The sequence below is a fragment of the Mucilaginibacter roseus genome (assembly GCF_021215455.1).
Taxonomy (GTDB): domain Bacteria; phylum Bacteroidota; class Bacteroidia; order Sphingobacteriales; family Sphingobacteriaceae; genus Mucilaginibacter; species Mucilaginibacter roseus.
This window is the reverse complement of the sequence record NZ_JAJPWV010000001.1, coordinates 22,861-46,647: the sequence shown is the minus strand read 5'-3', so window position 1 is coordinate 46,647 and position 23,787 is coordinate 22,861. Positions and strand designations below refer to the sequence as shown.

The 23,787-nt window shown below is 44.0% G+C and carries 19 protein-coding genes; 7 read left to right on the top strand and 12 right to left on the bottom strand.

The window, feature by feature from the left end:
- The first annotated feature begins 21 nt into the window (after window positions 1–21).
- The 4 genes from LT679_RS00180 (at window position 22) to LT679_RS00165 (ending at window position 4,293) form a co-directional block, all read left to right on the top strand.
- Window positions 22–1,146 carry a chorismate mutase gene (locus LT679_RS00180; protein WP_228950463.1) on the top strand — a complete coding sequence of 375 codons (1,125 nt, stop codon included), beginning with the start codon at window positions 22–24 and terminating at the stop codon, window positions 1,144–1,146.
- 9 nt (window positions 1,147–1,155) lie between these two features.
- Complete coding sequence (aroA, locus tag LT679_RS00175; RefSeq protein ID WP_232174878.1) at window positions 1,156–2,454, top strand: 3-phosphoshikimate 1-carboxyvinyltransferase; 1,299 nt, start codon at window positions 1,156–1,158, stop codon at window positions 2,452–2,454.
- A gap of 84 nt (window positions 2,455–2,538) precedes the next feature.
- Complete coding sequence (gene aroC / locus LT679_RS00170) at window positions 2,539–3,627, top strand: chorismate synthase (protein ID WP_232174877.1); 1,089 nt, start codon at window positions 2,539–2,541, stop codon at window positions 3,625–3,627.
- A gap of 39 nt (window positions 3,628–3,666) precedes the next feature.
- Window positions 3,667–4,293, top strand: a complete 627-nt coding sequence (locus LT679_RS00165; protein WP_232174876.1) for an HAD family hydrolase — start codon at window positions 3,667–3,669, stop codon at window positions 4,291–4,293.
- Here the strand turns inward: LT679_RS00165 and LT679_RS00160 are convergent.
- Window positions 4,288–4,806 carry a DinB family protein gene (locus tag LT679_RS00160; protein WP_232174875.1) on the bottom strand — a complete coding sequence of 173 codons (519 nt, stop codon included), beginning with the start codon at window positions 4,804–4,806 and terminating at the stop codon, window positions 4,288–4,290. The two genes, LT679_RS00165 and LT679_RS00160, sit on opposite strands and share 6 nt — an antisense overlap.
- Before the next feature lie 100 nt (window positions 4,807–4,906).
- Here LT679_RS00160 and LT679_RS00155 point away from each other — a divergent pair, with 100 nt between their 5' ends.
- A complete protein-coding gene (locus tag LT679_RS00155; protein ID WP_232174874.1) occupies window positions 4,907–6,442 on the top strand; it encodes a L,D-transpeptidase family protein in 1,536 nt (511 codons plus the stop codon).
- A gap of 75 nt (window positions 6,443–6,517) precedes the next feature.
- Here LT679_RS00155 and LT679_RS00150 read toward each other — a convergent pair whose 3' ends face one another.
- From LT679_RS00150 to LT679_RS00125, 6 genes are all read right to left on the bottom strand, one after another.
- Complete coding sequence (locus tag LT679_RS00150; RefSeq protein ID WP_232174873.1) at window positions 6,518–7,327, bottom strand: murein L,D-transpeptidase catalytic domain family protein; 810 nt, start codon at window positions 7,325–7,327, stop codon at window positions 6,518–6,520.
- A gap of 197 nt (window positions 7,328–7,524) precedes the next feature.
- Window positions 7,525–8,106 carry a nitroreductase family protein gene (locus LT679_RS00145; RefSeq protein WP_232174872.1) on the bottom strand — a complete coding sequence of 194 codons (582 nt, stop codon included), beginning with the start codon at window positions 8,104–8,106 and terminating at the stop codon, window positions 7,525–7,527.
- Between the two features lie 76 nt (window positions 8,107–8,182).
- Window positions 8,183–8,434 (bottom strand): hypothetical protein, encoded by a 252-nt coding sequence (locus LT679_RS00140; protein WP_232174871.1) that lies wholly within the window; start codon window positions 8,432–8,434, stop codon window positions 8,183–8,185.
- 164 nt (window positions 8,435–8,598) lie between these two features.
- Window positions 8,599–9,207, bottom strand: coding sequence for a porin family protein (locus LT679_RS00135; protein ID WP_232174870.1), 609 nt, complete (start codon window positions 9,205–9,207; stop codon window positions 8,599–8,601).
- A 149-nt stretch (window positions 9,208–9,356) separates the two neighbouring features.
- Complete coding sequence (locus tag LT679_RS00130; protein ID WP_232174869.1) at window positions 9,357–9,965, bottom strand: porin family protein; 609 nt, start codon at window positions 9,963–9,965, stop codon at window positions 9,357–9,359.
- Window positions 9,966–10,006: 41 nt separating this feature from the next.
- Complete coding sequence (locus LT679_RS00125) at window positions 10,007–12,439, bottom strand: alpha-ketoacid dehydrogenase subunit alpha/beta (RefSeq protein WP_232174868.1); 2,433 nt, start codon at window positions 12,437–12,439, stop codon at window positions 10,007–10,009.
- Between the two features lie 130 nt (window positions 12,440–12,569).
- Between LT679_RS00125 and LT679_RS00120 the strand changes: the two genes are divergently transcribed.
- Window positions 12,570–12,971, top strand: a complete 402-nt coding sequence (locus LT679_RS00120) for a DUF1573 domain-containing protein (RefSeq protein ID WP_232174867.1) — start codon at window positions 12,570–12,572, stop codon at window positions 12,969–12,971.
- 92 nt (window positions 12,972–13,063) lie between these two features.
- Here LT679_RS00120 and guaB read toward each other — a convergent pair whose 3' ends face one another.
- The 3 genes from guaB to LT679_RS00105 form a co-directional block, all read right to left on the bottom strand.
- Window positions 13,064–14,533: an IMP dehydrogenase gene (guaB, locus tag LT679_RS00115; protein ID WP_232174866.1), complete on the bottom strand. Its 1,470-nt coding sequence runs from the start codon at window positions 14,531–14,533 to the stop codon at window positions 13,064–13,066.
- Between the two features lie 187 nt (window positions 14,534–14,720).
- Window positions 14,721–15,998 carry a M16 family metallopeptidase gene (locus LT679_RS00110; RefSeq protein ID WP_232174865.1) on the bottom strand — a complete coding sequence of 426 codons (1,278 nt, stop codon included), beginning with the start codon at window positions 15,996–15,998 and terminating at the stop codon, window positions 14,721–14,723.
- A gap of 104 nt (window positions 15,999–16,102) precedes the next feature.
- Window positions 16,103–17,374: a M16 family metallopeptidase gene (locus LT679_RS00105; RefSeq protein ID WP_232174864.1), complete on the bottom strand. Its 1,272-nt coding sequence runs from the start codon at window positions 17,372–17,374 to the stop codon at window positions 16,103–16,105.
- A 277-nt stretch (window positions 17,375–17,651) separates the two neighbouring features.
- Here LT679_RS00105 and LT679_RS00100 point away from each other — a divergent pair, with 277 nt between their 5' ends.
- Window positions 17,652–19,937 (top strand): mechanosensitive ion channel family protein, encoded by a 2,286-nt coding sequence (locus LT679_RS00100; protein WP_232174863.1) that lies wholly within the window; start codon window positions 17,652–17,654, stop codon window positions 19,935–19,937.
- Between the two features lie 2 nt (window positions 19,938–19,939).
- Here the strand turns inward: LT679_RS00100 and LT679_RS00095 are convergent, their stop codons facing one another.
- On the bottom strand, window positions 19,940–20,959 hold the full coding sequence (locus tag LT679_RS00095; protein WP_232174862.1) for a LacI family DNA-binding transcriptional regulator: 1,020 nt from the start codon (window positions 20,957–20,959) through the stop codon (window positions 19,940–19,942).
- 233 nt (window positions 20,960–21,192) lie between these two features.
- Window positions 21,193–23,769 carry a BamA/TamA family outer membrane protein gene (locus LT679_RS00090; RefSeq protein WP_232174861.1) on the bottom strand — a complete coding sequence of 859 codons (2,577 nt, stop codon included), beginning with the start codon at window positions 23,767–23,769 and terminating at the stop codon, window positions 21,193–21,195.
- Window positions 23,770–23,787 lie beyond the last annotated feature (18 nt).

Here is a 23,787-nt window from a genome sequence, read left to right as displayed (position 1 = left end):
TGGACTAAACAAACAACGATCATGAAACTGAATTTAAACATACAACCATTAAACACCTGGATAACGTCAGGTAAAGAACCATTGGTAATTGCAGGCCCTTGCAGTGCCGAAACTGAAGATCAATTAGTAGCTACGGCACAACTGCTGGCTAAAACCGGAAAAATCACCGCCCTGCGTGCAGGTATCTGGAAACCGCGTACCCGTCCGGGTGAGTTTGAGGGTATTGGCAGCATTGGCCTGGAGTGGTTAAAACGCGCCAAGGAAGAAACCGGCCTGCCAACTGCAGTTGAGGTGGCAACCGCTAAACATGTTGAAGAAGCTTTAGCCGCCGGTGTTGACATCCTTTGGGTAGGTGCACGCTCAACCGCTAACCCTTTCACCGTGCAGGAAATTGCTGACGCCCTTCAAGGTGTTGATGTACCGGTGATGGTTAAAAATCCGGTTAACCCTGACCTATCACTATGGATTGGCGCCTTAGAGCGTATCAACAATGCGGGTATTACTAAACTGGCGGCTATTCACCGCGGTTTTTCGTCATACGGAAACACTACCTTCCGTAACGACCCAATGTGGGATCTGGCCATCAGCCTGAAAACACAGGTACCTGATTTGCCGATCATCAATGATCCGAGCCACATCACCGGTAACCGCGACCTGATCGGCTACATCGCCCAAAAAGCGTTTGACCTGGATATGCAGGGTGTAATGATCGAATCGCATATTGACCCTTCAGTTGCCTGGACGGATGCTAAACAACAGGTTACTCCTGCTGCCCTATCAGACATTATTGACAACCTTACCCTGCGTAAAGCTGAAGTTAAAAGCGCTGCCGTTAGCGATAAACTGGCTGAATTACGTGCAAAAATCGATAAGATTGACGACCTGATCATCCAGAAAGTTGCTGAGCGTATGAACATTGCTGAGCAAATCGGTAAATACAAAAAAGATAACAACATCACCATTCTACAGGTTAACCGTTGGGAAGAGATCCTGAAAAAGACTACCGATTATGGCAAGGCTTTGAAACTGGATGCTGAGTTTACCGAGAAATTATTAGAGCTGGTTCACACCGAATCTATCCGTCGTCAGGGCATCATCCTGAACGAAGGTCAGGAGCAAGTTGAAGAGAAATTAACCCAAGCGTAATCAGGGACGATGAGTAGCAATAACATCATCCTTACTAAAGCAGATAAAACCGCTAACGGCACCATACAACTTACAGGCTCAAAAAGCGAGTGCAACCGCGCACTCGTTATTGAAGCCCTGAGTGGTGGCCGCGTAAAGGTTAAAAACCTGTCGGACGCGGCTGATACCGTTACGCTGGCAGGGATACTGAAGGACCATAGTCCATCGACAATAGACCATGGACAAAGTGCTGACCATGGACTATCGACCATCGACCATGGACTAAAAACAGTTAACATCGGTCCGGCAGGGACGGCGATGCGTTTTTTAACGGCTTATTTTGCCCTGCAACCCGGAGAGGTAATACTTACCGGTACCGAGCGTATGAAACAGCGCCCTATCGGTATATTGGTTGACGCCCTGCGTAAACTGGGCGCTAATATTACCTATGCTGAAAAGGATGGCTATCCGCCGTTGCAAATCAGCGGTGGTTTTGAACAGCAAACTAATCAGATCAGCATTAAGGGTGATATCAGCAGTCAGTATATTACCGCTTTGTTGCTGATAGCCGCAAAGTTGCCACAAGGGTTGGAATTACATATCGAAGGTGAGCTTACCTCACGCCCTTATGTGGAGATGACTTTGGCAATGTTAAAGCAAGCAGGCATACAGCATAGCTGGCAGGGCAACGTGATCAGCATAGCTAACCAGGAGTTTAGCGAAACATCGCTGCCTGTGGAGCCTGACTGGAGCGCTGCATCTTACTGGTACGCCATAGCGGCTTTAGCTGATGAGGCAGAGCTGTTTTTACCCGGACTTACTTCATACAGCTTACAGGGGGATAGCGTGATCACCGAGATTATGGCTAACTTCGGCATCACCTCACAGTTTAAGGATGGCGGAGTGTACTTAAAAAAGGAGCCAAAGCCTATACAACGCAAAATATTCGACATGAAGGAATGCCCTGACCTGGCGCAAACCGTTATTGTGGTATGCGCGGCATTAGGCCACGAAGCAACCTTTACAGGACTGGAAACCCTTAAGATAAAGGAAACCAACCGGGTTGCCGCTTTGCAAAACGAACTTGGCAAAATGGGCGTTAAGCTGATTGAAAAAGGCTTGGTTTATAAACTGGATTGCAGCGAAAAGTTCATTCCGGAGCGTATATTCATCAATACCTACGAGGATCACCGTATGGCCATGGCCTTCGCGCCGCTGGCACTGGTAATTCCGCAGTTAGAGATCGAAGATGCACGTGTGGTGGAAAAATCATACCCGGCATTCTGGCAGGATCTGGAGAAGGTGGGCTTTGGCCCCCTAACCCCCTAAAGGGGGAATTTTACCGGGCATATAACTATAATTACTCATTCAATAAAAATAACAAATTCCCCCTTTAGGGGGTTAGGGGGCACCATGGCAGGCAATACCTTCGGGCAAATATTCAGAATAACAACATTTGGCGAGTCGCATGGCCAGGCTATAGGTGTGATCGTTGACGGTTGTCCGGCGCAGTTACCGGTTGACCTTGATTTTATTCAGGCCGAGCTGGATAAACGCAAACCCGGTCAGTCAAAAATCACCACACAACGTAAGGAGAGCGATACGGTACAGATACTTTCGGGCACGTTCGAGGGTAAAACAACGGGGACGCCTATTGCCATGATCATCCCGAATGAAGATCAGCGCTCAAAGGATTATGGCCACAATGTGGATGTGTTCCGTCCGTCACATGCCGACTTTACCTACTATACTAAGTATGGCATTCGCGATCACCGCGGTGGCGGCCGTTCATCAGCACGCGAAACAGCGGCACGTGTAGCGGCAGGCGCGCTGGCTAAACTATTCCTGAAAACGCAGGGCATCGAGGTGTTTGCGCATGTAAGCAGCGTTGGCAAAATAAACGCCCCTAATGTTGATATTAAAAATGCCGCTGAGTTTATTGAAGCCCGTGAGCAAAACATTGTGCGTTGTGTTGACCCTGCCACTGCCGAAGAAATGATTGAATTTATTGACGGCATCCGTAAGCAAGGCGATACCGTAGGCGGTAAAGTTACCTGCTTTGCTACTAACGTGCCCGCTGGCTTAGGCGAACCGGTGTTTGATAAATTACATGCCGACTTAGGCAAGGCTATGCTGAGCATTAACGCTGTGCATGGCTTTGAGTTCGGCTCAGGCTTTGATGGTAGCGAGATGCGTGGCTCAGAGCATAATGATATCTTCCTCAATAATGGCGGCAAGGTGGAAACTATTACCAACTTTTCAGGCGGTATACAGGGCGGTATCAGCAATGGTATGCCAATCGAGTTCCGTGTGGCGTTTAAGCCGGTGGCTACCATTATGCACAACCAGCAGACCGTGAATAGCGCCGGCGAGGCATCAGAGATCAGCGGCAAAGGTCGTCACGACCCATGCGTTGTACCACGCGCGGTGCCTATTGTTGAAGCCATGGCAGCGTTGGTACTGGCCGATCATGTGCTGCGCAACAGGGCTGCTAAAGTATAATCGTTACAAACATCCCCATAAAAAGCACGTTATCTTTAAATGATACGTGCTTTAATATACGACCTCGATAACACCATCTACCCTGTTGAATCTATAGCCGACGAAGTTTTTGCCGGATTATTTAAACTCATAGATGATCTGGCTGAAGGAATCAGCGCTTCAGATATCCAAACGGCTAAAAACGAGCTTACCCGCCGCCCATTTCAAAAGGTGGCGGACGAATATGGCTTCAACGATGAATTAATAGAACAAGCGACTGAACTGCTAAGAAACCTTACCTACAATAAGCCTATGCATGCTTTTGATGATTACCGCTATATTAAAACGATTGCCGTTGATAAATTTTTGGTGACCACCGGGTTTGTAAAACTGCAAAACAGTAAAGTAAAGATGTTGGGTATAGCCGGAGATTTTAAGCAGATTTACGTGGTTGACCCGGAGAGCACGGAGAAAACCAAGCGCCATATTTTCACCCAGATTCTTGAAAAATATAACTACAAAGCCGAAGAAGTGCTGATCATCGGTGATGATCCGGAATCAGAAATTAAGGAAGCTAAGGCTGTAGGCATCAAAACCGTTCTGTACGATCCTGAAAAGAGATTTACCAACGCCGATGCCGACTACCGCATAACCAATCACCGCGATATCGGCGAGTTGATCTTATAATCCTGCCTTTAATATTTTCACCGTAACCAACAACTGCCCGGTATGCCGCATGGTATGCTCGGCGGCATGTACCAATAAACCAATTACCGTTGATGGTATTTGCGCCCTGCCCACTCCTCTAAAATCTGTCAAAGTTGACTCATCGGTATTACGCAACTGCTCCAGGGCTTTATCTACCTGCTTACTAAAAGCATCAGCTAAAGCCATTGCAGTGTATGGTATTTGAGCCAACTTACCCTCTTGAGATAGATAATTGAGCTGCTGTTCATTCAGCATTTCTTTGCGGGCATAAGTAAAAAGCCTGTCGAGCACGCCGGTTAAATGCTGTAAATGGAAAGCCGGCGAAGCCAGGTCGGCCGGTGTTTCGTAAAGTAGCACGTCCGGAAAATCCGTCATAAGCGCTTTAATCTCCTCATCTGCCTGTAATAACGCATGCGCAACGGGTTGCAGTAGCTGTGGAATGCCAGCTATAGGCCCACGCTGCCAAACCTCTGGCAGTTTTTTATTTTCCATAATGCTAATCTATGTAAAAAGCTTACACACAAAGTAAGCAGCATGTAAATACTGTGGTACGGGTATTGCATTAAACGGTGCAACACATTTACCATTTTATATGATACTTAAAATAACCCATAAAAAACCGGTACTTTTTATAGCCGCGATCACACTTGCTTTTGTAGCCATTATCCCTGGGTGTAAAAAGAGTAAGTCTGACTTAGGAAAAGAAATGGCTGATGCGACAGGTAACAAAACCTTTAAAGATATGACTAACGAGGGTTTTGCAGAAGCATTTAAGAAAGCCATGACTGATAATAAGTCGATGATTACCTACCCTGAAGTCATCAAATCATATTACGCCGAAAACGAATATGAGCCCGTGCTGGTACTTAACCACTTAAAGAATGATGATTTACAAACATTGTCGACCTATCTGAGCAATTCAGCCCAGCACGGTATTAACCCACAAATATTCCGTGCAGATAGCATAAAAGCGCTGATAACACGCGTTAAAGATAAAAAGACCGTAAAAGATGTTAATACGGCATATAACACACTTGCTAAACTGGAATTATTGACCGCGAATTCATTGATCAGATATTCAAACGCATTACAATACGGGTTGATCAGTCCGCGTAAGATATACCAGCGTTACTATACCGAGACAAAGCGCCCTGACAGCACGTCAATGAAAAGCGTTTTTGCCGTAAAGGAATTAAAAAATTATTTGGACAGCATACAGCCAAAAAGCGCGCAATACAAGGCATTGCAAAAAGCGCTGGCAGACAAAGTACAGGCACCAGGCATGACGCCGGAGGAGAGCGAGCGCTACTTAGCAGTTAACCTCGAGCGCCTGCGCTGGAAAAACAAACCTGATGCTAAAAAATTCGTGATCGTAAATATTCCTGATTACCGTTTAGATGTGATGGAAAACGGCAAATCAGCCTTAAACATGAAAGTGTGTGTGGGTGAGGGCCGTAATATGGATAAAGAAGTTAGCCTGGTGGAGTATGATGAAAGCGATAAGATTGATCGTCCGTTTTCACGTGAAACGCCGCAGCTTAGCAGCCAGATATACACGGTACAGGTTAACCCGGTGTGGAATATCCCAACCAGTATAGCCTCTAAAGAAATTATGGTTGAAGCGGCACAGGACGCGTATTACCTGGATAATAAAGGAATTGATGTTTACCGCAACGGACAGAAGGTTGAAGACCCGGAAACCATTGATTGGGGGAGCGCTTCAAAAACCGAATATACTTTCAAGCAGCGCCCTGGTGATCAAAACGCTTTGGGTAAAATTAAATTCCTGTTTAAAAACGGCAGCAGTGTTTATTTGCACGATACACCGGCAAAAAATGCATTTAACCAAAATATGCGGGCGGTGAGCCATGGATGCGTGCGTGTTGAACAGCCCCAAAAACTTGCGGAAGCCCTGTTTGGCAACGGCGATAAGTATAAAACTATTGTTGACAAAATGGAAAACCCGAGTGATAAGCCAACCAATGTTGATTTGCCAAACAAAGTACCGGTTTATCTAACCTATGTAACCTGCTGGGTTGATGATAGCGGAAAATTACAATTCAGGCCTGACGTTTATGGTTTAGACGTGGTACTATACGGCCAAATGAAAAAATTGTTAACCGTATAACTCAATAAATTGGTTTAAAAGCAAAAGGTGTAAGTTTAATCAACTTACACCTTTTGCTTTTAGGAGGTATCTTTATTAAAGTACTTTAGCTACATTTTGGGTAGAAGCGGTAGCAAATAAAAAGTTTTCAGCTATATTCTCATTAAGGTATTTTGAAGCATAGCGGCTATCGTTACCTGTGATATACAGCATGTTCTGCCCCTTTATTGTGTTTATAACAGTTGCGCAAACTTCAGGTGACACCGCAGGACAACCATGGCTGCGACCTAAGCGGCCTAACTGGTTAATTGAAGCCTGGCTAACATAATCTGCAGCGTGTACCACAATAGCACGCTGACGCGCATTGCTGTTAAAACCTGCATCCATGCCGTTTAAGCGTAAGGAACGGCCATGTTTACCTACATAAACATCATCGGTTACATAAAAGCCAAGGCTGCTTTGGTGCGAATGCTCAGTGTTTGAGAAGGCCGTAGCCATATCATCACCGCTACCTTGCCCGTGCGATACCCAAGTATTAAGCAGCAGTTTTTTTGCTGCAACATCAATAATCCACATACGTTTTTCGCGGCTTGATTTATTGAAATCGACCACAGTGATCACGTTACTGTTTTCAGGCAGCTTGTGCGCCGTTTTAAGGTTAATATAACCTGTTATGGCTTTTTGAAAAACGAGGGCATCCATACCGGTAAGCTGTAACTGCGCGGTATTATAAATATCGGTAACATACTGGCTATATAATTCGCTTAGCGAGGCAGTATGTTTCGAGGTTGAGGCAACTTTAACATCATTTAACCTTTTATCGCTTGAAGCGGGGCTCCAGCTTATAAAAGCTATTGAAAACACAATTAAAAGACTGCAAATTGCCCACAAAAAATATTTTCTCATATTCAATTAAAATTAGTTCAGTTAATAATTTTAAAAGCGTTGAGATTTAGGTCAGAAAGGATTGTACTTGTGTAAATTGTTATACAAATATACGCACAATGCGGTAATTTATTGTCATCCAATTTACACAAAATAGCCTTAAAGGAAATTTAATTTCTTTTAAGGCTATTTCAAACGAATAGGTTAATAAAACGTGATTATTTTACCCATTTAACTTTTTGCTCCAACGGTGTTGTACGGCGCCCCTCTGGCTGGTTATCCGTATAACCCAGATATAGTAAGCCTAATACAGCATCCTCCTCACCAAGCTCGAGGAAGTTTTTCATCGCCGGTTTCAGGGTCATACCTCCGGTGCTCCAAAAAGAAGCGATGTTTAATGATGTAGCCGCTAATAAAATGTTTTGTACCGATGCAGATGCGGCTGCAATCTCCTCCAATGCAGGAATATTTGGGTTACTTCCGCGCTTCATAATAGCAATTACTACGTGTGATGCATTGTTACCTATATTTTGCAGATTGGTGTAAGTAGCCTCTTTGAAGTTTTCTGCAGGTGTATGCGTTTTGTATAACTCGGCATGCTGTTTACAAAACGCTGTAGGATCTTCATAGATCACGAAACGCCATGGTTCAGTAAAGGCATGGGTCGGTGCCCAGTCGGCCAGCTCAAGTATAGCGGCAACATGGCCATTTGGGATTTTTTGACCGTTCATCATACCCGGCTTAATGGTGCGGCGGGTTTTAATTACGGTTGATATAGTTGAAAATGTGCTGTTATCCATAAAATATATTTCTTGTTTAAAACGGGCGCAAATTAAATAAATTTTATGGGTAGCCAAGCAAAACACTTTTGCACATTCAGGTAGACCGGCCCTTATTTTCCCAATGATCCTTAATCACTGTGCCATCAGGCGCGGTGATTAAGCGGCGGGCAAAGCGTTCGCCTTTAATATGTCCCCTCTCATCCTTCTCTCCAAAAAATAAAAGAATCGGCCGGCCATAACCATCCGTTTTAAAAGCGATATCGTAGCGTTTAAATCGCTTCTCAACCATTGTATCAGGTTCATATATTTTATTAAGAACCTTTAGTATTTCTTCTCCTAATTTCATATGCCTCCTGTTTAAAAAAGAAACGATATAACTATATTGTTTAAAATTATTGAATATACACAGTGGATAGCGATGGTTTACTGAATTTACGTACTCATTCAGAAATAAAAGGTCCGGATGCGATACCTTTAATGGGAACAACAATACCCTGAATAAATACTCTTTTAAAAATTCAACCCGATACTAATGCTCGAAACGTTGTTTTGAAATGCTGGACCTGAACCCTCCTTAGCAACATCGGTTAATCCTTTTTCACCATTAAGTTCAAAAAAGAGTTTAGCTTTATTTGAAACCGGAATTTTAAAGCCGATACCTAAGTCAAGACCAAGATCGATATTGTTTAATCCGGATTTAACATCCCTGTCAGATCCTACTTCCTCAACATCTAATAATATACTTGTATATGGGCCAAAATTCAGGTACCAATTTTTCGTACGGCCAAAGTGCCAGTTGGCTAAAACAGGAACGGTTAAATAATTTAAATCATATTGGGCGTTATATAAAACGCCCTTCATTAATAAAGACAAGCCTTCCCAACTTTTTTGATCATATAGAACCTTCGCCTTAACGCTCCAGCTTTCAGAAAAGTAATGATCTATTGAAACGCCCGCGTTAAAACCAACTTTATAGTGAGTATTATTTGTAACGTCGGAATTCAAGCGTGACGCATTCATGCCAAACTGAACGCCAAATTCATTAGAATTTTTTGTTTGTGCAGATGACGATGAGTAAAGACACACAAGTGCCAGCACTATGTTAAAAAGAAATTTCATGATAAGTTTTAAAGTTTATAGACCAAATATATCATTTTAAGATGTTAGCGGAAATTTATTTGGATCGCTTTTGCTACCATAATTTTATAAAACAACAATGCCCTCCCCAATATATCAGGAGGGCACTATTAATGGGTTGAATGTTGTCTTTAAAAGTTGATACCAACGTTGATGCTTGATACCGTGCTACGAACGGCAGAACCGCTATTATCTTTGAACAGATCGCTGAGTCCGCCCTGCCCGTTTAGTTCAATAAAGAATTTAATCTTGTCACTGGCAGGTATTTTCACGCCGATACCCAGATCAAGCCCAAATTCAGCACCGCTCATAAACGGCTTAAGGTCCATACCACCTTCCGTCTCCGATGCGCTGAGCAAGATGCTTGTGTAAGGGCCAAAGTTCAGATACCAGTTTTTAGTACGGCCAAAATGCCAGTTAGCCAAAACGGGAATAGTTAAATAATCTAACCGGTAATTGGTGTAATAGGTTTCTCCCGGCGTTGCCAGGTATCCCCTGTCCCAACCTTTCTGATCGTAAAGTAATTTTCCTTTAATACTCCAGCTTTCTGAAAAGTAATGATCGATTGATACACCGGCATTGAATCCGGTGCGGTAGTTACTGTTGGTCATACCATCAGCGTTTACAGTTGAACCGTTAATACCGATTTGAATGCCGAATTCGTTTGTGTTTTTTGTTTGCGCCGAGGCAGTTGTGTAAAAGCACACCAGTGCCAACACAACTTTGCAAAATTTAGTCATGGTTGTGATAAGTTTTTAAAATTCCGCGCAAATATAGAATTTTAAAATATCGGCGGAAATTTATTTGGGTTGCTTTCGCTAACCATGGAATAAACCGCTTCAATCACATCGTCAACATTGGGCTTAGTAAAATAGTCGCCATCAGAGCCATAAGGCGGGCGGTGCTCCTTAGCAGTCAATGTTTTTGGCTGGCCATCCAGATAATAATATCCTTTTTTGTTTTCCAAAATCTGCTGTAAAATATAAGCCGAAGCCGCTCCGGGCAAATCCTCATCAACCACCAGCAGCTTATTGGTTTTTTGCAGGGATGTGCCGCAAGCATTGTCCAGATCAAACGGATAAAGCGTTTGCGGATCTATTACTTCTACACTCACGCCAAGCTTTTGCAGTTCAGGCAGTGCTTCCTGCACCACACGCAGTGTTGATCCGTATGATACTACCGTAATATCGGTACCCTCATTCAACACTTCAGCTTTACCAAGCGGCACGGTAAATTCGCCAATGTTAGCCGGTAATTTTTCTTTGAGGCGGTAACCGTTAAGGCTTTCAACCACCAAGGCTGGCTCATCGCCACGGAGCAAGGTATTATACATACCGGCAGCCTGCGTCATGTTACGCGGTACACATATATGTAAGCCTCGCATTGAGTGCAATATCATACCCATTGGTGAGCCGGAGTGCCATATACCCTCTAAACGGTGGCCGCGCGTACGTACAATAACAGGCGCTTTCTGCCCGCCTGCGGTACGATAGCTTAAACTTGCCAGATCGTCGCTCAATACGTTCAAGGCATACAGCAGGTAATCCATATACTGTATTTCGGCAATAGGCTTTAATCCACGCATGGCTAACCCTATGCCCTGCCCTATGATGGTTGATTCGCGTATCCCCGTGTCCGTAATGCGCAGATCGCCGTACTTGCTCTGTAAACCTGCAAACCCCTGGTTTACGTCTCCAATAGCGCCAACATCTTCACCAAAGGCAACAATACGCGCATCGCGCTCAAAATTGGCATCAAAGCAAGCGTTAAGTATCTCCCGGCCGTCAATCATTTTCACGTCATCGGCATATTCAGCAGCCACAACGTCAACCTTTAGCGGCGAGTGAGGTGTATTTGAAAACAATTTAGTGTTGTAACGCTCACTGTTCTTAGCATTCTCATTAGAGAGCCAATTCAACAATGGCGTACGCTCAGCCAATTGTTCATTCAGCGTTAAGCGCAACGCCCTGCGTATAGCGGTGGTCATATCTTTACGTCCGGGATCTACCTCGGCACGTAAATGATTAATAACATCAAATAACTCCGTCCTTGCGGATGATTGTTGCGCCAACCGGTCTATCAGCTTAACAGCTTCATCCATCTCGGCGTTTATCTCGGTATTCAGCTCGTTCCAGGCCTCACGCTGGCAATCACGAACATGTTTTTTAGCATCGGCTTCCAATTCGTCTAATTGCTCCGCAGTGGCAATGGCTGTTTCCAGCATCCATTTGCGCATCTGCTTCAGGCAGTCGTACTCATCTTCCCAGGCCAGGCGCTCTTTTGATTTATAACGTTCATGCGAGCCAGAGGTGGAGTGGCCCTGCGGCTGCGTCATCTCGGTAACGTGTATCAGTACCGGCACGTGCTGTTCGCGGCAGATACGGATAGCATATTGATAAGTCTCGCAAAGGGCAACATAATCCCACCCGCGTACTTTAAATATCTCGTAACCATTAGTTCCTTTTTCGCGCTGAAATCCTTGCAAGGCTTCAGAAATATCCTCCTTAGTGGTTTGTAAACTTGCCGGTACCGAAATAGCATATGCATCGTCCCATACGGAGATGGCCATAGGTACTTGCAGAACACCGCCGGCGTTAAAGGTTTCGAAAAACAAACCTTCGGATGTTGAACCGTTACCTATAGTACCAAAAGCAACTTCATTACCGGTTACCGAAAAATTATTGTACTGGCTAAGCTCAGGGTTTAGGCGGTATAGTTTTGATGCATATGCTAAACCCAGCAAACGCGGCAAGTGCCCCCCGGTTGTCGACATGTCTGACGAGCAATTCATATTCTCCACCTGGTTTATCCACGATCCGTCCTCATTTACAAAACGGGTAGCATAGTGGCAGTTCATTTGCCTGCCGCCCGATGCAGGTTCTTTATCAATATCCGGGTGCGCGTACAATTGCGCGAAGAATTCTTTAAGATTACTCATGCCCGTAGCGAACATGAAGGTTTGGTCGCGATAGTAACCCGCGCGCCAGTCGCCGTTACGGAATGCCTTGGCCATGGCGATTTGCGCCACCTCCTTACCGTCGCCAAATATGCCAAACTTAGCCTTGCCCGTAAGTACTTCGCGGCGGCCAAGCAAACTTGCCTGCCTGCTTTCAAAGGCTATACGGTAATCATTAATGACGATCTTTTTAAAATCATCAAAACTGAGCTCGGCAGCATCATCATTTCCGGCGGTATAGAGGGCAGTTTTTGACATATAAAATTCCGTTTGAGCGGTAAAATTATAAAATTCTATTTTGTAATTTTATATTTTACAATCAAACAACCGTCAATTAATCTTGGTTATCAATTAAACCAGTATATTTGTTACACCAACTATTGTGAATATGAAAAAGTTATTAATGATATGCGCTGTTGTATTTGGCTTTGCCTTAACCGCTTCCGCGCAGGACACTAAACCTGAATTTAAGTTTGTTGAGGAGAAACACGATTTCGGTAAAATTCCTCAGGGCACACCGGTTTCAACCGTATTTGTGTTTACCAACGTAGGCCAGGAGCCGCTTATACTTGCTGATGTAAGGCCAACATGTGGTTGTACTATTGCTGATTTCACTAAAACTCCTGTTAAAAAAGGCGAAAAAGGAAATATCAAAGTAACTTACAACGCAGCCGCTGTATCTCCGTTCAGCAAAACCATTGTGGTAACCTCAAACGCTAAAACCCCTCAGAAAAATTTAATTATTGTGGGTGAGGTTGTAGCTAAAGATGCCAAAGCAACAACCAGATAATTTTACTTTTACAGATAGAGGCGAAAGCCTTAAACGAAAAAATCCCTTACCATAACGGTAAGGGATTTTTTTATGGACTAAACTATACCTGATTAACGGGTATAGTTTGGTGCCTCTTTAGTAATGGTAATATCGTGCGGGTGCGACTCGCGAATACCCGACGCTGTGATACGTACAAACTTAGCTTTTTGCAGTGTTGGTATATCTTTAGCGCCGCAGTAACCCATACTGGCGCGCAAACCGCCTACATATTGGTAAACTATTTCGGCCAAAGTACCTTTGTATGGCACACGGCCTACAATACCTTCCGGTACCAGTTTTTTGATATCATCCTCAACATCCTGAAAATAACGATCCTTTGATCCTTGCTCCATAGCCTCTATTGAACCCATACCCCGGTATGATTTGAAGCGGCGGCCCTCATAAATTATGCTCTCGCCCGGCGACTCCTCAACACCTGCGAACAACGAACCTGCCATAATAGAGCTTGCACCGGCTGCTATAGCTTTAGCAATATCACCTGTATGCTTTATACCGCCATCGGCAATTACCGGTACACCTGTACCCTCAAGGGCTTTGGCACACTCGTAAACGGCGTATAGTTGTGGTACACCTACGCCGGCAATGATACGGGTAGTACATATTGAACCCGGACCAATACCTACTTTAACCGCATCAGCGCCAGCTTCGGCAAGGGCTTTAGCGGCATCGCCTGTGGCAATGTTACCGGCTATCACCTGCAAGTCAGGGTATTTGGCTTTAACTTCTTTCAGTTTATCAATTACTCCTTTTGAATGGCCGTGAGCCGTATCAATAGCTATTACGTCCACACCGGCTTTAACCAGCGCATCCACGCGATCCATAGTATCGGCGGTTACGCCTACCGCAGCGCCAACACGCAAGCGGCCATGCTCATCCTTACAAGCGTTTGGATAATTTTTAAATTTCTGAATATCCTTAAAGGTAATTAAGCCGATCAGCACACCGTTCTCATCAACCACCGGCAGCTTTTCAATCTTATGCTGCTGCAATATTTCTTCAGCCTGAATAAGTGTAGTACCTTTCGGCGCGGTAATCAGGTTGTTTTTGGTCATCACATCCTCTACCTTTTTGTTAGCGTCCTTTTCAAAACGCAGGTCGCGGTTTGTGATGATGCCTTTAAGCTCGCCTTTATCGCTCACTACAGGTATACCACCGATGCGAAACTCGCGCATAATTTTAAAAGCATCAGCTAACAAAGCGTTCTCGTTAAGTGTAACCGGATCCTGTATCATACCACTTTCGGAGCGCTTTACCTTGCGTACCTCATCAGCCTGGCGCTGTATGCTCATGTTTTTATGGAGCATACCTAAGCCGCCCGCCTGCGCGATGGCAATGGCCAATTGTGCCTCGGTAACGGTATCCATAGCGGCGGAAACCAACGGTACGTTCAGCTTTATTTTTTTAGTAAGATAAGAGGATGTGTCAACTTCGCGGGGCAGTATTTCTGAGTATGCCGGTAACAGCAATACATCATCATACGTTAAACCTTCGGCGACAAATTTTGAGGAGTCTGGCTGCATAGCAAATAATTTTAGGAGTTATTATTTGCCGGGCAAAGGTAAGATTTTATTTTGAATTTCCGAATGGTGGGTAGCTAATTCGATGCTACCACACCTAAAATTGCTTTGGGGTGATAATGAAAAATTTTTTAACTTTATAGAGGCGAACGGTTTTGTCCGCCTTTCTGAGGTTTTAATCTATCAAGAATTAATACTTACCTACAATAACCTTATAAAAGTTATCAAAATTAAGGTATTGACCGGCCAATGCTTTTAACTCTTCAGCGGTAACAGCTTTCACTTTTTCGGTGTAACGTTTATAATAATCGAGGTCCAAACCGGCAAAGTAAACGTTCTTAAATTTATCAGCATGCGAGAATATATTTTCGAGGCTACCTAATAATGAGCCAAGCATATAATTTTTCACCAGCGCCAGTTCATCCTCTCCAATCACCTCTGATTTAAGTAAGTCCAATTCCTTCTCAACCTCGGCAATGGCGGCCTTGCAAACATCAGCACCTACTTCTGATGCGATAAACCAGGTTGCGCTATACTTTAACGAGCTTATACCTGAGCCGATACCGTAGGTATAACCCTTATCCTCACGAATATTAGCCATCAGCCTGGATCCAAAGTAACCACCCAAAACTGTATTTAGCACTTGTAGTGCAGGGAAATCCGAATGGGTACGGTTAACCGCAGGCACACCTAAACGTAAAGCTGATTGTAAGGCATCGGCTTTTTCTACGTAGTATAAATGCTCTGCACTACGTGCCACCTCCGGCTGGGTAGTGTCAGGTTTTTCACCGGCGCTTTCCCAGCTTTTGCCAAACAGATCGTTGATCATGCCTAAAGCCTCTTCTTCTATCTTACCGGCTATAATCAACGTACAATTATCGGGGCGGAACATTTGTTTATAATGCTCCAGTAAATCGCTACGGTTAAGCGCCTGGTATTCGGCAGCTTCTGCGGCAAAGCCATAAATTGTATCGCCATTCAAAGCTTTATTAAATACCCGGCGGGCAACCACATCATTTTTTTGCAAGCTTACCTGCAACTTTTGCTGCTGGTTTCGCACGTATGTATCTACCTCTTTTTGCGGAAAAATGGCATTAGTTAACACCTCTTTTACCATTGGCAGCGTTTGGCTCAAATGCTTATTAAGGCTAAACAACGTAACCTGTGAATGGTCAAAGCCATAATCGGCCTGTAAAAAAGCACCGTAAAAGTCAATCTTATCAGCAATTTGCGCCGATGTATATTTCTGTGTTCCCTCAGTTAGCAAAGCCATGATAGCCTGGTTGAGCAAAGGCTTGGAGGTATTGAAGCGCAGGTTGCCAAAAATCCATTCTACGCGCAGTAACTCCTGCCCGCCGCTGTTAAAGCAAAACACGTTGCAGCCGTTAGCCAGCTTTATATGCCGCGGCTCAATTAAACTTATATCATTTATCGCCTGAAATTCAGGCGCTGTTGTTCTGTCTGTCATTTGGTCATTCGGCATTAGTCAATAGACATTGGTCATAATCATTAGTAATTGCAAATCAGCAATAGCAAACCGGCAACTTTAAACTGCTAACCGGCAACTGCAAACTACTCACTAACGGCCAGTTCATTGCTGTTAACTGACTTTTCGGCCAGGTAAATCAGGGTTGATGAATTATCTTTTCTAAAAATCAGGTTAGCCTGTTCTTTAATTTGCTGAGGTGTTACGGCTAAAAACTTGTCTGTTTCGTGGTTCAGCATTTCAGCATCGCCCAGCAACTCAAACCAGGCCAGGTTCATTGCCTTTTCAAGCAGTGCCATTTCTGAAAACACCATGGTCGACTCGGTTTTGTTCTGCACCTTGGTCAGTTCGTCGGCGGCAATAACTTCTGTTTTAATACGCTCGAGCTCCTGCCATATAGCAGCCTCGGCAGCTTCAATGGTAATATTTTCCAGGGGCTTACCCTCAACTATAAACATGCCCTTATCCAGGCTGCCGGTTATGTAGGCATGTACCTCACTAAACAACTGTTTCTCCTTAACCAGGTTACGGTACAGTCTTGATGAATTACCGCGCGAAAGAATATCGGATATCAACTCTGCCGCATGGAACCCTTCATCCAGCCTGCCACACATCTGGAACGCGATATAAACATCATTGAGCGGCACTTTTGCGGTAACCGTTTCGCGGCGTTCATCATATTGTTCCGGCTCAACAGGCAGGTTGCGGTTATATTTTTCGCCGGCAGGTATTGGCCCAAACCATTTCTCAGCAAGCTGCTTCACTTGCTCGGTAGTTACATCGCCCCCAACTACCATAATGGCGTTTTGCGGGTTGTAATGCTTTTTAAAGAAAGCTTTTACATCTTCCATTTTCGCATCGGCAATGTGGGCTATCTCTTGCCCAATTGTAGCCCAGCGGTAAGGATGCTGCTTATAAACCAACGGCCGCAGCTTTAACCACACATCACCGTAAGGCTGGTTGAGGTAACGCTGCTTAAATTCTTCAATCACCACGTTACGCTGCACCTCAAGGCTTTTATCGCTAAACGCCAGGCTCAGCATGCGGTCGCTTTCCAACCAAAAGGCTGTTTCCAGATTGGCCGATGGCAGCGTGATATAATAGTTGGTAATATCGTTGCTGGTAAATGCGTTGTTTTCACCACCTACGCGTTGCAGGGGTTCATCATAAACCGGTATATTAACCGAACCACCAAACATCAAATGCTCAAACAAATGGGCAAAACCGGTTTGTTCAGGGTTTTCGTCGCGTGCGCCCACATCGTACAATATATTCACCACAGCCATAGGCGTGGTATTATCTTCATGAACAATTACCCTCAGGCCATTGCTCAGTGTAAAACGGTTGAATTTAACCATGTATCAATATCATGAGTTTTAACAAGATGGTAAAGGTATAATTTTTAGGTATTGCTGTGTGGTTAACTTGTTTTGATTTTGTAAAAAAGCAATCGTCTGTTTAACCCTTAATTTAACTATACTTCATATTAAGAAAACCATTACCATTTAAACAAGTTTTATACTTCAGGTTATAATTACTTGGTTTATTATGGTAAAAAAAGGCACACATAGCGTTAAAAGCAATTTTATACTTTTTGTTTTTTTAGTGATGATGGCATTGGCATCTTTTGCCTTTATGTCCCTCACAGCGGCGGCGCAAAACAAACCTACAGGTGCCGATACTGTAAATACCATACCTGATACCCTGTTGTTTAAAATACAACAGGCGCAGGCAGCCATAACCGAAATTAATGCAGCAAATAAAAAAGGTTATCGGATTGACGATATAAAGAATGGCTTAAATGATGTTAAAACCAGCATCAGCCCGGTAAAAGCAGATCTCGCTATACCTAAAAAAGTAATTGACACCAAAAGCCTGTTGAGTTATAACCTGATTTTGAAGAATGCCCAATCAAAGCTCACCGACTGGCAGGCACGTTTAACCAAGCTTAATAACGACCTGCAGCAGCGGGCGGATAAAGTAGTAGCGCTCAGCAATGATTCGTTGCTTACTGTTGATAATAAGGATACTACTCAAAAACGGCTGTACACCGCTCAATTGGCCGACATAAAATTGCGGTTACAAGGTGCAGGCAAGGTTACCAGCACCGGGCTGGATACCGTGAGCACATTGCTTGCTGATGTGTCGGCATTGTACCTCACGGTTAACGACATGCAGGGAACCATTGATGAACGGCTGCAACAATCAGGGCGTAGTGCCATTGGGCGCGAAGTACCGTATATATGGTCGGCCCCAACAAAAAGTGAAAATAACGACCTGCTGAAACTGTTCAGGTCGTCCTTTAAAGGGCACAACAAAATATTAGGCTACTTTTTTGACTCATCGTGGGATAACCGCGTGCTGCTAATTATTACGGGTATTGCTTTTTACTTATGGGTTTTTCGTAACTTCAAAAAAATACAAAAACCGGATCTGCGGGAAAAAACGGGTGAGCTAAGTTTTAAGTACATTCGCCCATACCCCGTACTGGCGGCGCTGATTGTAGTGCTAAACCTGGCACCGCTTTTTGAGCCCGATTCGCCGTCGCTTTATATCGAGCTAACACAGTTCGTATCATTAGCTGCGTTAACTATACTCTTTTGGCAAAATCTCAACCGGAAGGATACCAGATATTGGCTGCTGATTATTGCCTTGTACGCGGTTATTGTGCTCAGCACATCCATAGTGCAGGATGCCGTTTGGATGCGGCTATGGTTAATAGGCTTAAATGTTATCGCCATATATGGTGGAGTTGTATTTATCCGGCGGTTACGTAATGAGGGTGTTGCTAAAAGGCTCACCAATCCGGTTCTGTATATTTTCATCTTCCTCAATGCCCTTGCCGTTTTACTGAACATACTTGGCCGCATAAGCTTGGCAAAAGTGTACAGCACTACAGCCATAATAGGCATTGCGCAGGTAATAGGCCTGGCAGTGTTTATACAAATATTAACTGATGCCCTTGAACTACAAATAAAGGTAAGCGCCTGCTCCGAAGGAATATTTTCCCGGATAAACATTAACCGTTCACGCGCATCGTTTAAAAAAGCATTAACGGTTGTAGCTGTTATATTATGGCTGCTTGTGTTTATGATCAACCTAAGCATAGCTGGTGGTATTTACGCCTTCATACAACAGGTGCTGATAAAGGAGCGCGCCTTTGGAAGCGTTAAATTTACACTAAGCAATGTGCTGTTTTTTGCTGTAATTGTTTACCTGGCCAATATGCTGCAAAAACACGTAGGCGTACTATTTGGTGAAGGCGGTATCAGCAGCAACATTAATGATAAAATAGAGCATAAAGGCTCAAAACTGGCGCTGATACGACTCATTATCGTCATCATTGGTGTACTATTGGCGGTTACAGCCTCAGGCATTCCGTTGGATAAGTTGACGGTTGTTTTGGGAGCCCTATCGGTAGGTATTGGTTTAGGTATGCAGAACATTGTGAATAACTTCGTATCAGGCATCATCTTGATTTTTGAAAAGCCTTTCCGTATTGGTGATTACATAGAGTTAGCTGATAAAAAAGGCAAAGTGCAGGATATAGGCATACGCTCCAGCAAAATGCTCACGCCACAGGGCAGCGAGGTAATTATTCCTAACGGCGACCTGTTATCAGGCAGGTTAGTGAACTGGACGCTGAGCAATGATTATTTAAAAACGGAGATCATTTTTAAAGTAGCAATTGATACTGATATTGAGGCCATCCGCAAAATAGTTGAAGAGGAAGTTGGCAAAGAAAGCGACACCGTTAAAAATTTACCGCCCGAATTGTTGATCAACTCGTTCGCTGCTGATAACATCGAACTCAAGATACTGGTGTGGATAACCAATATTTACGCGGAAGCCGGTTTTAAAAGCCGCCTGCTTCAAACGTTGCTAAGCCGCTTTAAAGACCTTGCTATAAAAACTATGTAACACTACTTTTTTGCAGGTTGCGATGAGCCTCTTACCACTAAATCAGTATGTAATACGATGGATTGATTTTTAGTACCTACGCCGTTATTGTTCAGCTTATCAAGCAAAATGGTGATTATGTGCTCGGCCATATCCTCAATAGGTTGCGCTACGGTAGTAATTGGCGGCGAATGAAGTTCAAAAGCGTCCGAATCATCAAATGAGATAACGGCTATATCCTCAGGAATACGAATGCCAAGGCTGTGCATTATTTTAATACCATAGGTAGCATCGCGGTTAGTGCCAAACAATACAGCATCAATACCTTTGCGCGATTTCAGGAACGCGGTGATAGATTCCGTCAGATCTTCAGCAAAAGGTAACTCCTTAATCAGTTGTTTCAGACCATGCTCCTTTAGCGCCATCTGGTAACCTTTTATACGGTCAACCATTTGGGTCTGGTCGTTAGCAAAGGTTATCAGCGCTATGTTTTTATAGCCCTGCCCTACCAGGTATTGCGTGGCATTATAGGCGCTGAACTGATTGTTCACCACCACGTAATCGGTATCAATAGTCGGCAAATAGCGGTCAAACAATACCACAGGCATCGACTCGGTGATCAGCGAAGCTATATCCTCTTCCACCCCTTGCGGCGGGGCTATAATATAGCCGTCAACATGCCTGTCGCGAAACATATTGATCATATCCTTGGTCTTCTGCGTATCGTTATACGTGCTGCAATAAATAATTTTGTAACCGTTTTTATAGGCCTTATCTTCTATCAAACGGGCAATTGAACCAAAGAACGGGTTAGAAATATCCTCAACAATAAGCCCAATAGTGTTTGATTTACCGGTACGCAAACTTTTGGCAAGTGAATTTGGCTTATAACCAACTTCTTTAACGTACTTAAGCACCTTCTCAACCATATCGGTACTGATGCGCTTTTCTTTAGCACGACCGTTAAGTATAAATGATACCGTGGTTTTAGATATATTAAGGTTATTTGCTATATCAACTATTGACAGCCTCTTCTTCGACATTTGACGGGATATTAGATCTAAAAAATTGTTAAGGTTTATATGGTTTTGCTCTCAAGCAGTGGCGACTATTAAATCAATTAAGTACTAAAAAGCAAAATAAAATATAATTATAATACACAATGGTTGAATTTCAAATTTATTGTAATTGATACACTTTAAAGAAATCTTTTTACAAATATTTAAAATGTTTTAGCAACTATTGCATCAATTGGCTTTATAGCCTCAAATCCTTATTAAAAATGCATGCCCAGGGAGATATAAGGGATGGCACCCTCACGCGAAAAACCCATTGTAGCCTCGATAAGCACTAATCGGGCAGGTATCAAATACAAGCCACCGCCGTAGCCAACGTGTATTTTATCTGAATTTTCGCCGGGCGACCATACCCTGCCGGCATCCGTAAACCCGATCAAGCCAAACGAACCGGGAAGCAGATAGGAGTTGAAATCAAATAACTTTATACGGGTTTCCAGATTATTGTAAAGCATGGTTTCGCCTGTGAAACGATTAGTATGGAAGCCGCGCAGGTTAGCCAGGCCACCTAACTTCACTTTTTGGAAATATTCCGCATCACCAAAAATACGGCCGCCGCCGGTGCGGTTTATAATCACCCAAACCGAATCACGATCCGGGTTAACAACAAAGCCAAACTCCGATTGCAGCTGCATATATTTATTATGCCCGCCGCTTACCCCTGCATAGCCCGAAAAAGTGGTATTCCAAAACACACCTTGCGTAGGAATCAGTGCTTTATTACGCGTATCTAACCCGGCATTTGTTATGAAACCGGCATAAGCCCTGTCGGCAAATACCTGCTGATCCGGGTTTTGCTGATCATACAAATTTAAAAATTTCCGTTCGTTATTATTTTTCGATGCGGTATAAAACTGCCCGGCCAACCCAGCGCTGAAACGCCATTTGTTTATGTTTTGATAAAGCGATACATCGCCGGTTATTAAATCATAGCGGTTACGGTAATAACCGATCTCGCGCCGTCCTCGGTTAACAAATATACTCTCGTTACCCAAACCAAAAAAGTTACTTACGTTATTAGGCCCCCGCGCTTTGAGGTTAACCATCAGGTTGGTATTACCAAATAGCTTGATAAAATCGCCGGTATAAGTAAACACAAATGATTTTCGCGCCAGTGAGTATTCCGTCAGGAATTCGTGCCTATACGCGTATGGCTCTTTACGGAAGCCGTGTTTTTCGTAAGAGAAACCACCAATCAGCGAGATACCCTTATCAACCCCGTAGTTGGCCAGGGTTATGATGGCAAAGCGGTCGTACTTAAAGCTTTCGCGCTCGTAACGGTTAACCGAACTATCCGTTGACAGCTTTAACCTGGCTTGAGAGGGGGATGGTAACACGTTGCTTTCCTGCTTTAAATCGTACACATAGATATTCTTCTTGTTATGCAGGCTATCAGCTATGCGTATGGTGTCAGTACCAGTACCGGCCACAATGCGCAGCTTTATTTTTGAAGGTGTTGATCCGCTAACGGTAAACCTGTCGCTGTTATCAAAGCCATACAGCCTCACCTCGCTGGTAATATCCGGATAAAAGGTACGCTTGTAAGTGGAATGATCCACACTGCCGTTCTTCTTGATCTTATTAACCGTAACCCGCAAACTGCCGTCAGCATTGTTGGTGATGGCAAAACCGTCGTGCTTGTCGGTTGCCGGTATGTCTACATACTTACTTATAAATCGGTAGTATTCCAGAGCCTGCTTCATCAACAGGTTTCGGCGCGATATAAAGTTGGCTACTATTTTGTTGCCGGATATCTTGTAAACGGTATCAGGCATTCTTTTGACTGATGCGGTGATCAGTTCATCGGTCAATGTTTTTTGTACGTAAGCAATTTGTTCTTTCCAATCATTCTCATCCAATCTGTTTAAGAAATACCTATCGAAATAACGCGCCTGCACGTTCCAGCCTTTTATGTCCCTGATGTGATCACCATAGCCCTGAAATTTTGAAGCCAGCCATTGGTGCGATACGATCCATGGAAAAACACCATCGGTATAATAAAACACCTGGTCACGGTCGCGCGGAACGGGTTTATAAATATCGCCGTTTTTACCCCCAAGCTTTTCCCAGCGCCATTGGTCGTCGTGCCGGTCCCAATCACCCAGCAACATATCCAGCAAACGGGCACGTAATACCAGCTTCTCGTCTACCTTGTTATCGTTATCGTCGCGTATTTTTTGTTGTACTTTACCGGTATTATAAGTTTTTTCGGCATCAAGCGGTTCCCGCTCTTCCAACAAAAAAACCTGGTTAGCAAAATCTTTTCGATAGTCGCCCAATGCCGGGTCGTCGGCTACGTAAACAATCTCCGGGTTGGAATGCGGTATACCCAGGGCGGAGGCCAACGGCGGCACGGCCAATGCGCTGTAAGGATGAGCTGACGATACCTGATCCTGCAAAATATCCCGCGCAACTGTTTTCTTCAGATTTTCGGGCAGCTTGCGGTCGGGGTATTTTTGCAAGGTGCGTAAAGCCCATTGCCTGCCGGTTGAATCCTGCAAGCGTAACGACCGGGTTTGCATACCGCCGCCGAGCTGCACTATTTTCATACCACCTTTTTCGGTTGATAAATGAACAACACGTAGCTTAACAGGTGCCGCCCATATTGCCCGGTTATGATTACCCAGAAAAAACCGGTGCAATTTACTTACCTTATTATACTCGGGCGCTGCGCTTACAACAATGCTGTCATTATCTTGCAGAGTTTGAGCTAAAAGGTTCGCCGGCGCTAAATACAGCAACGCTATAACTAAAAACCGGTAAAATGATTTAGGCATAGCGCGTTATTTTTATGC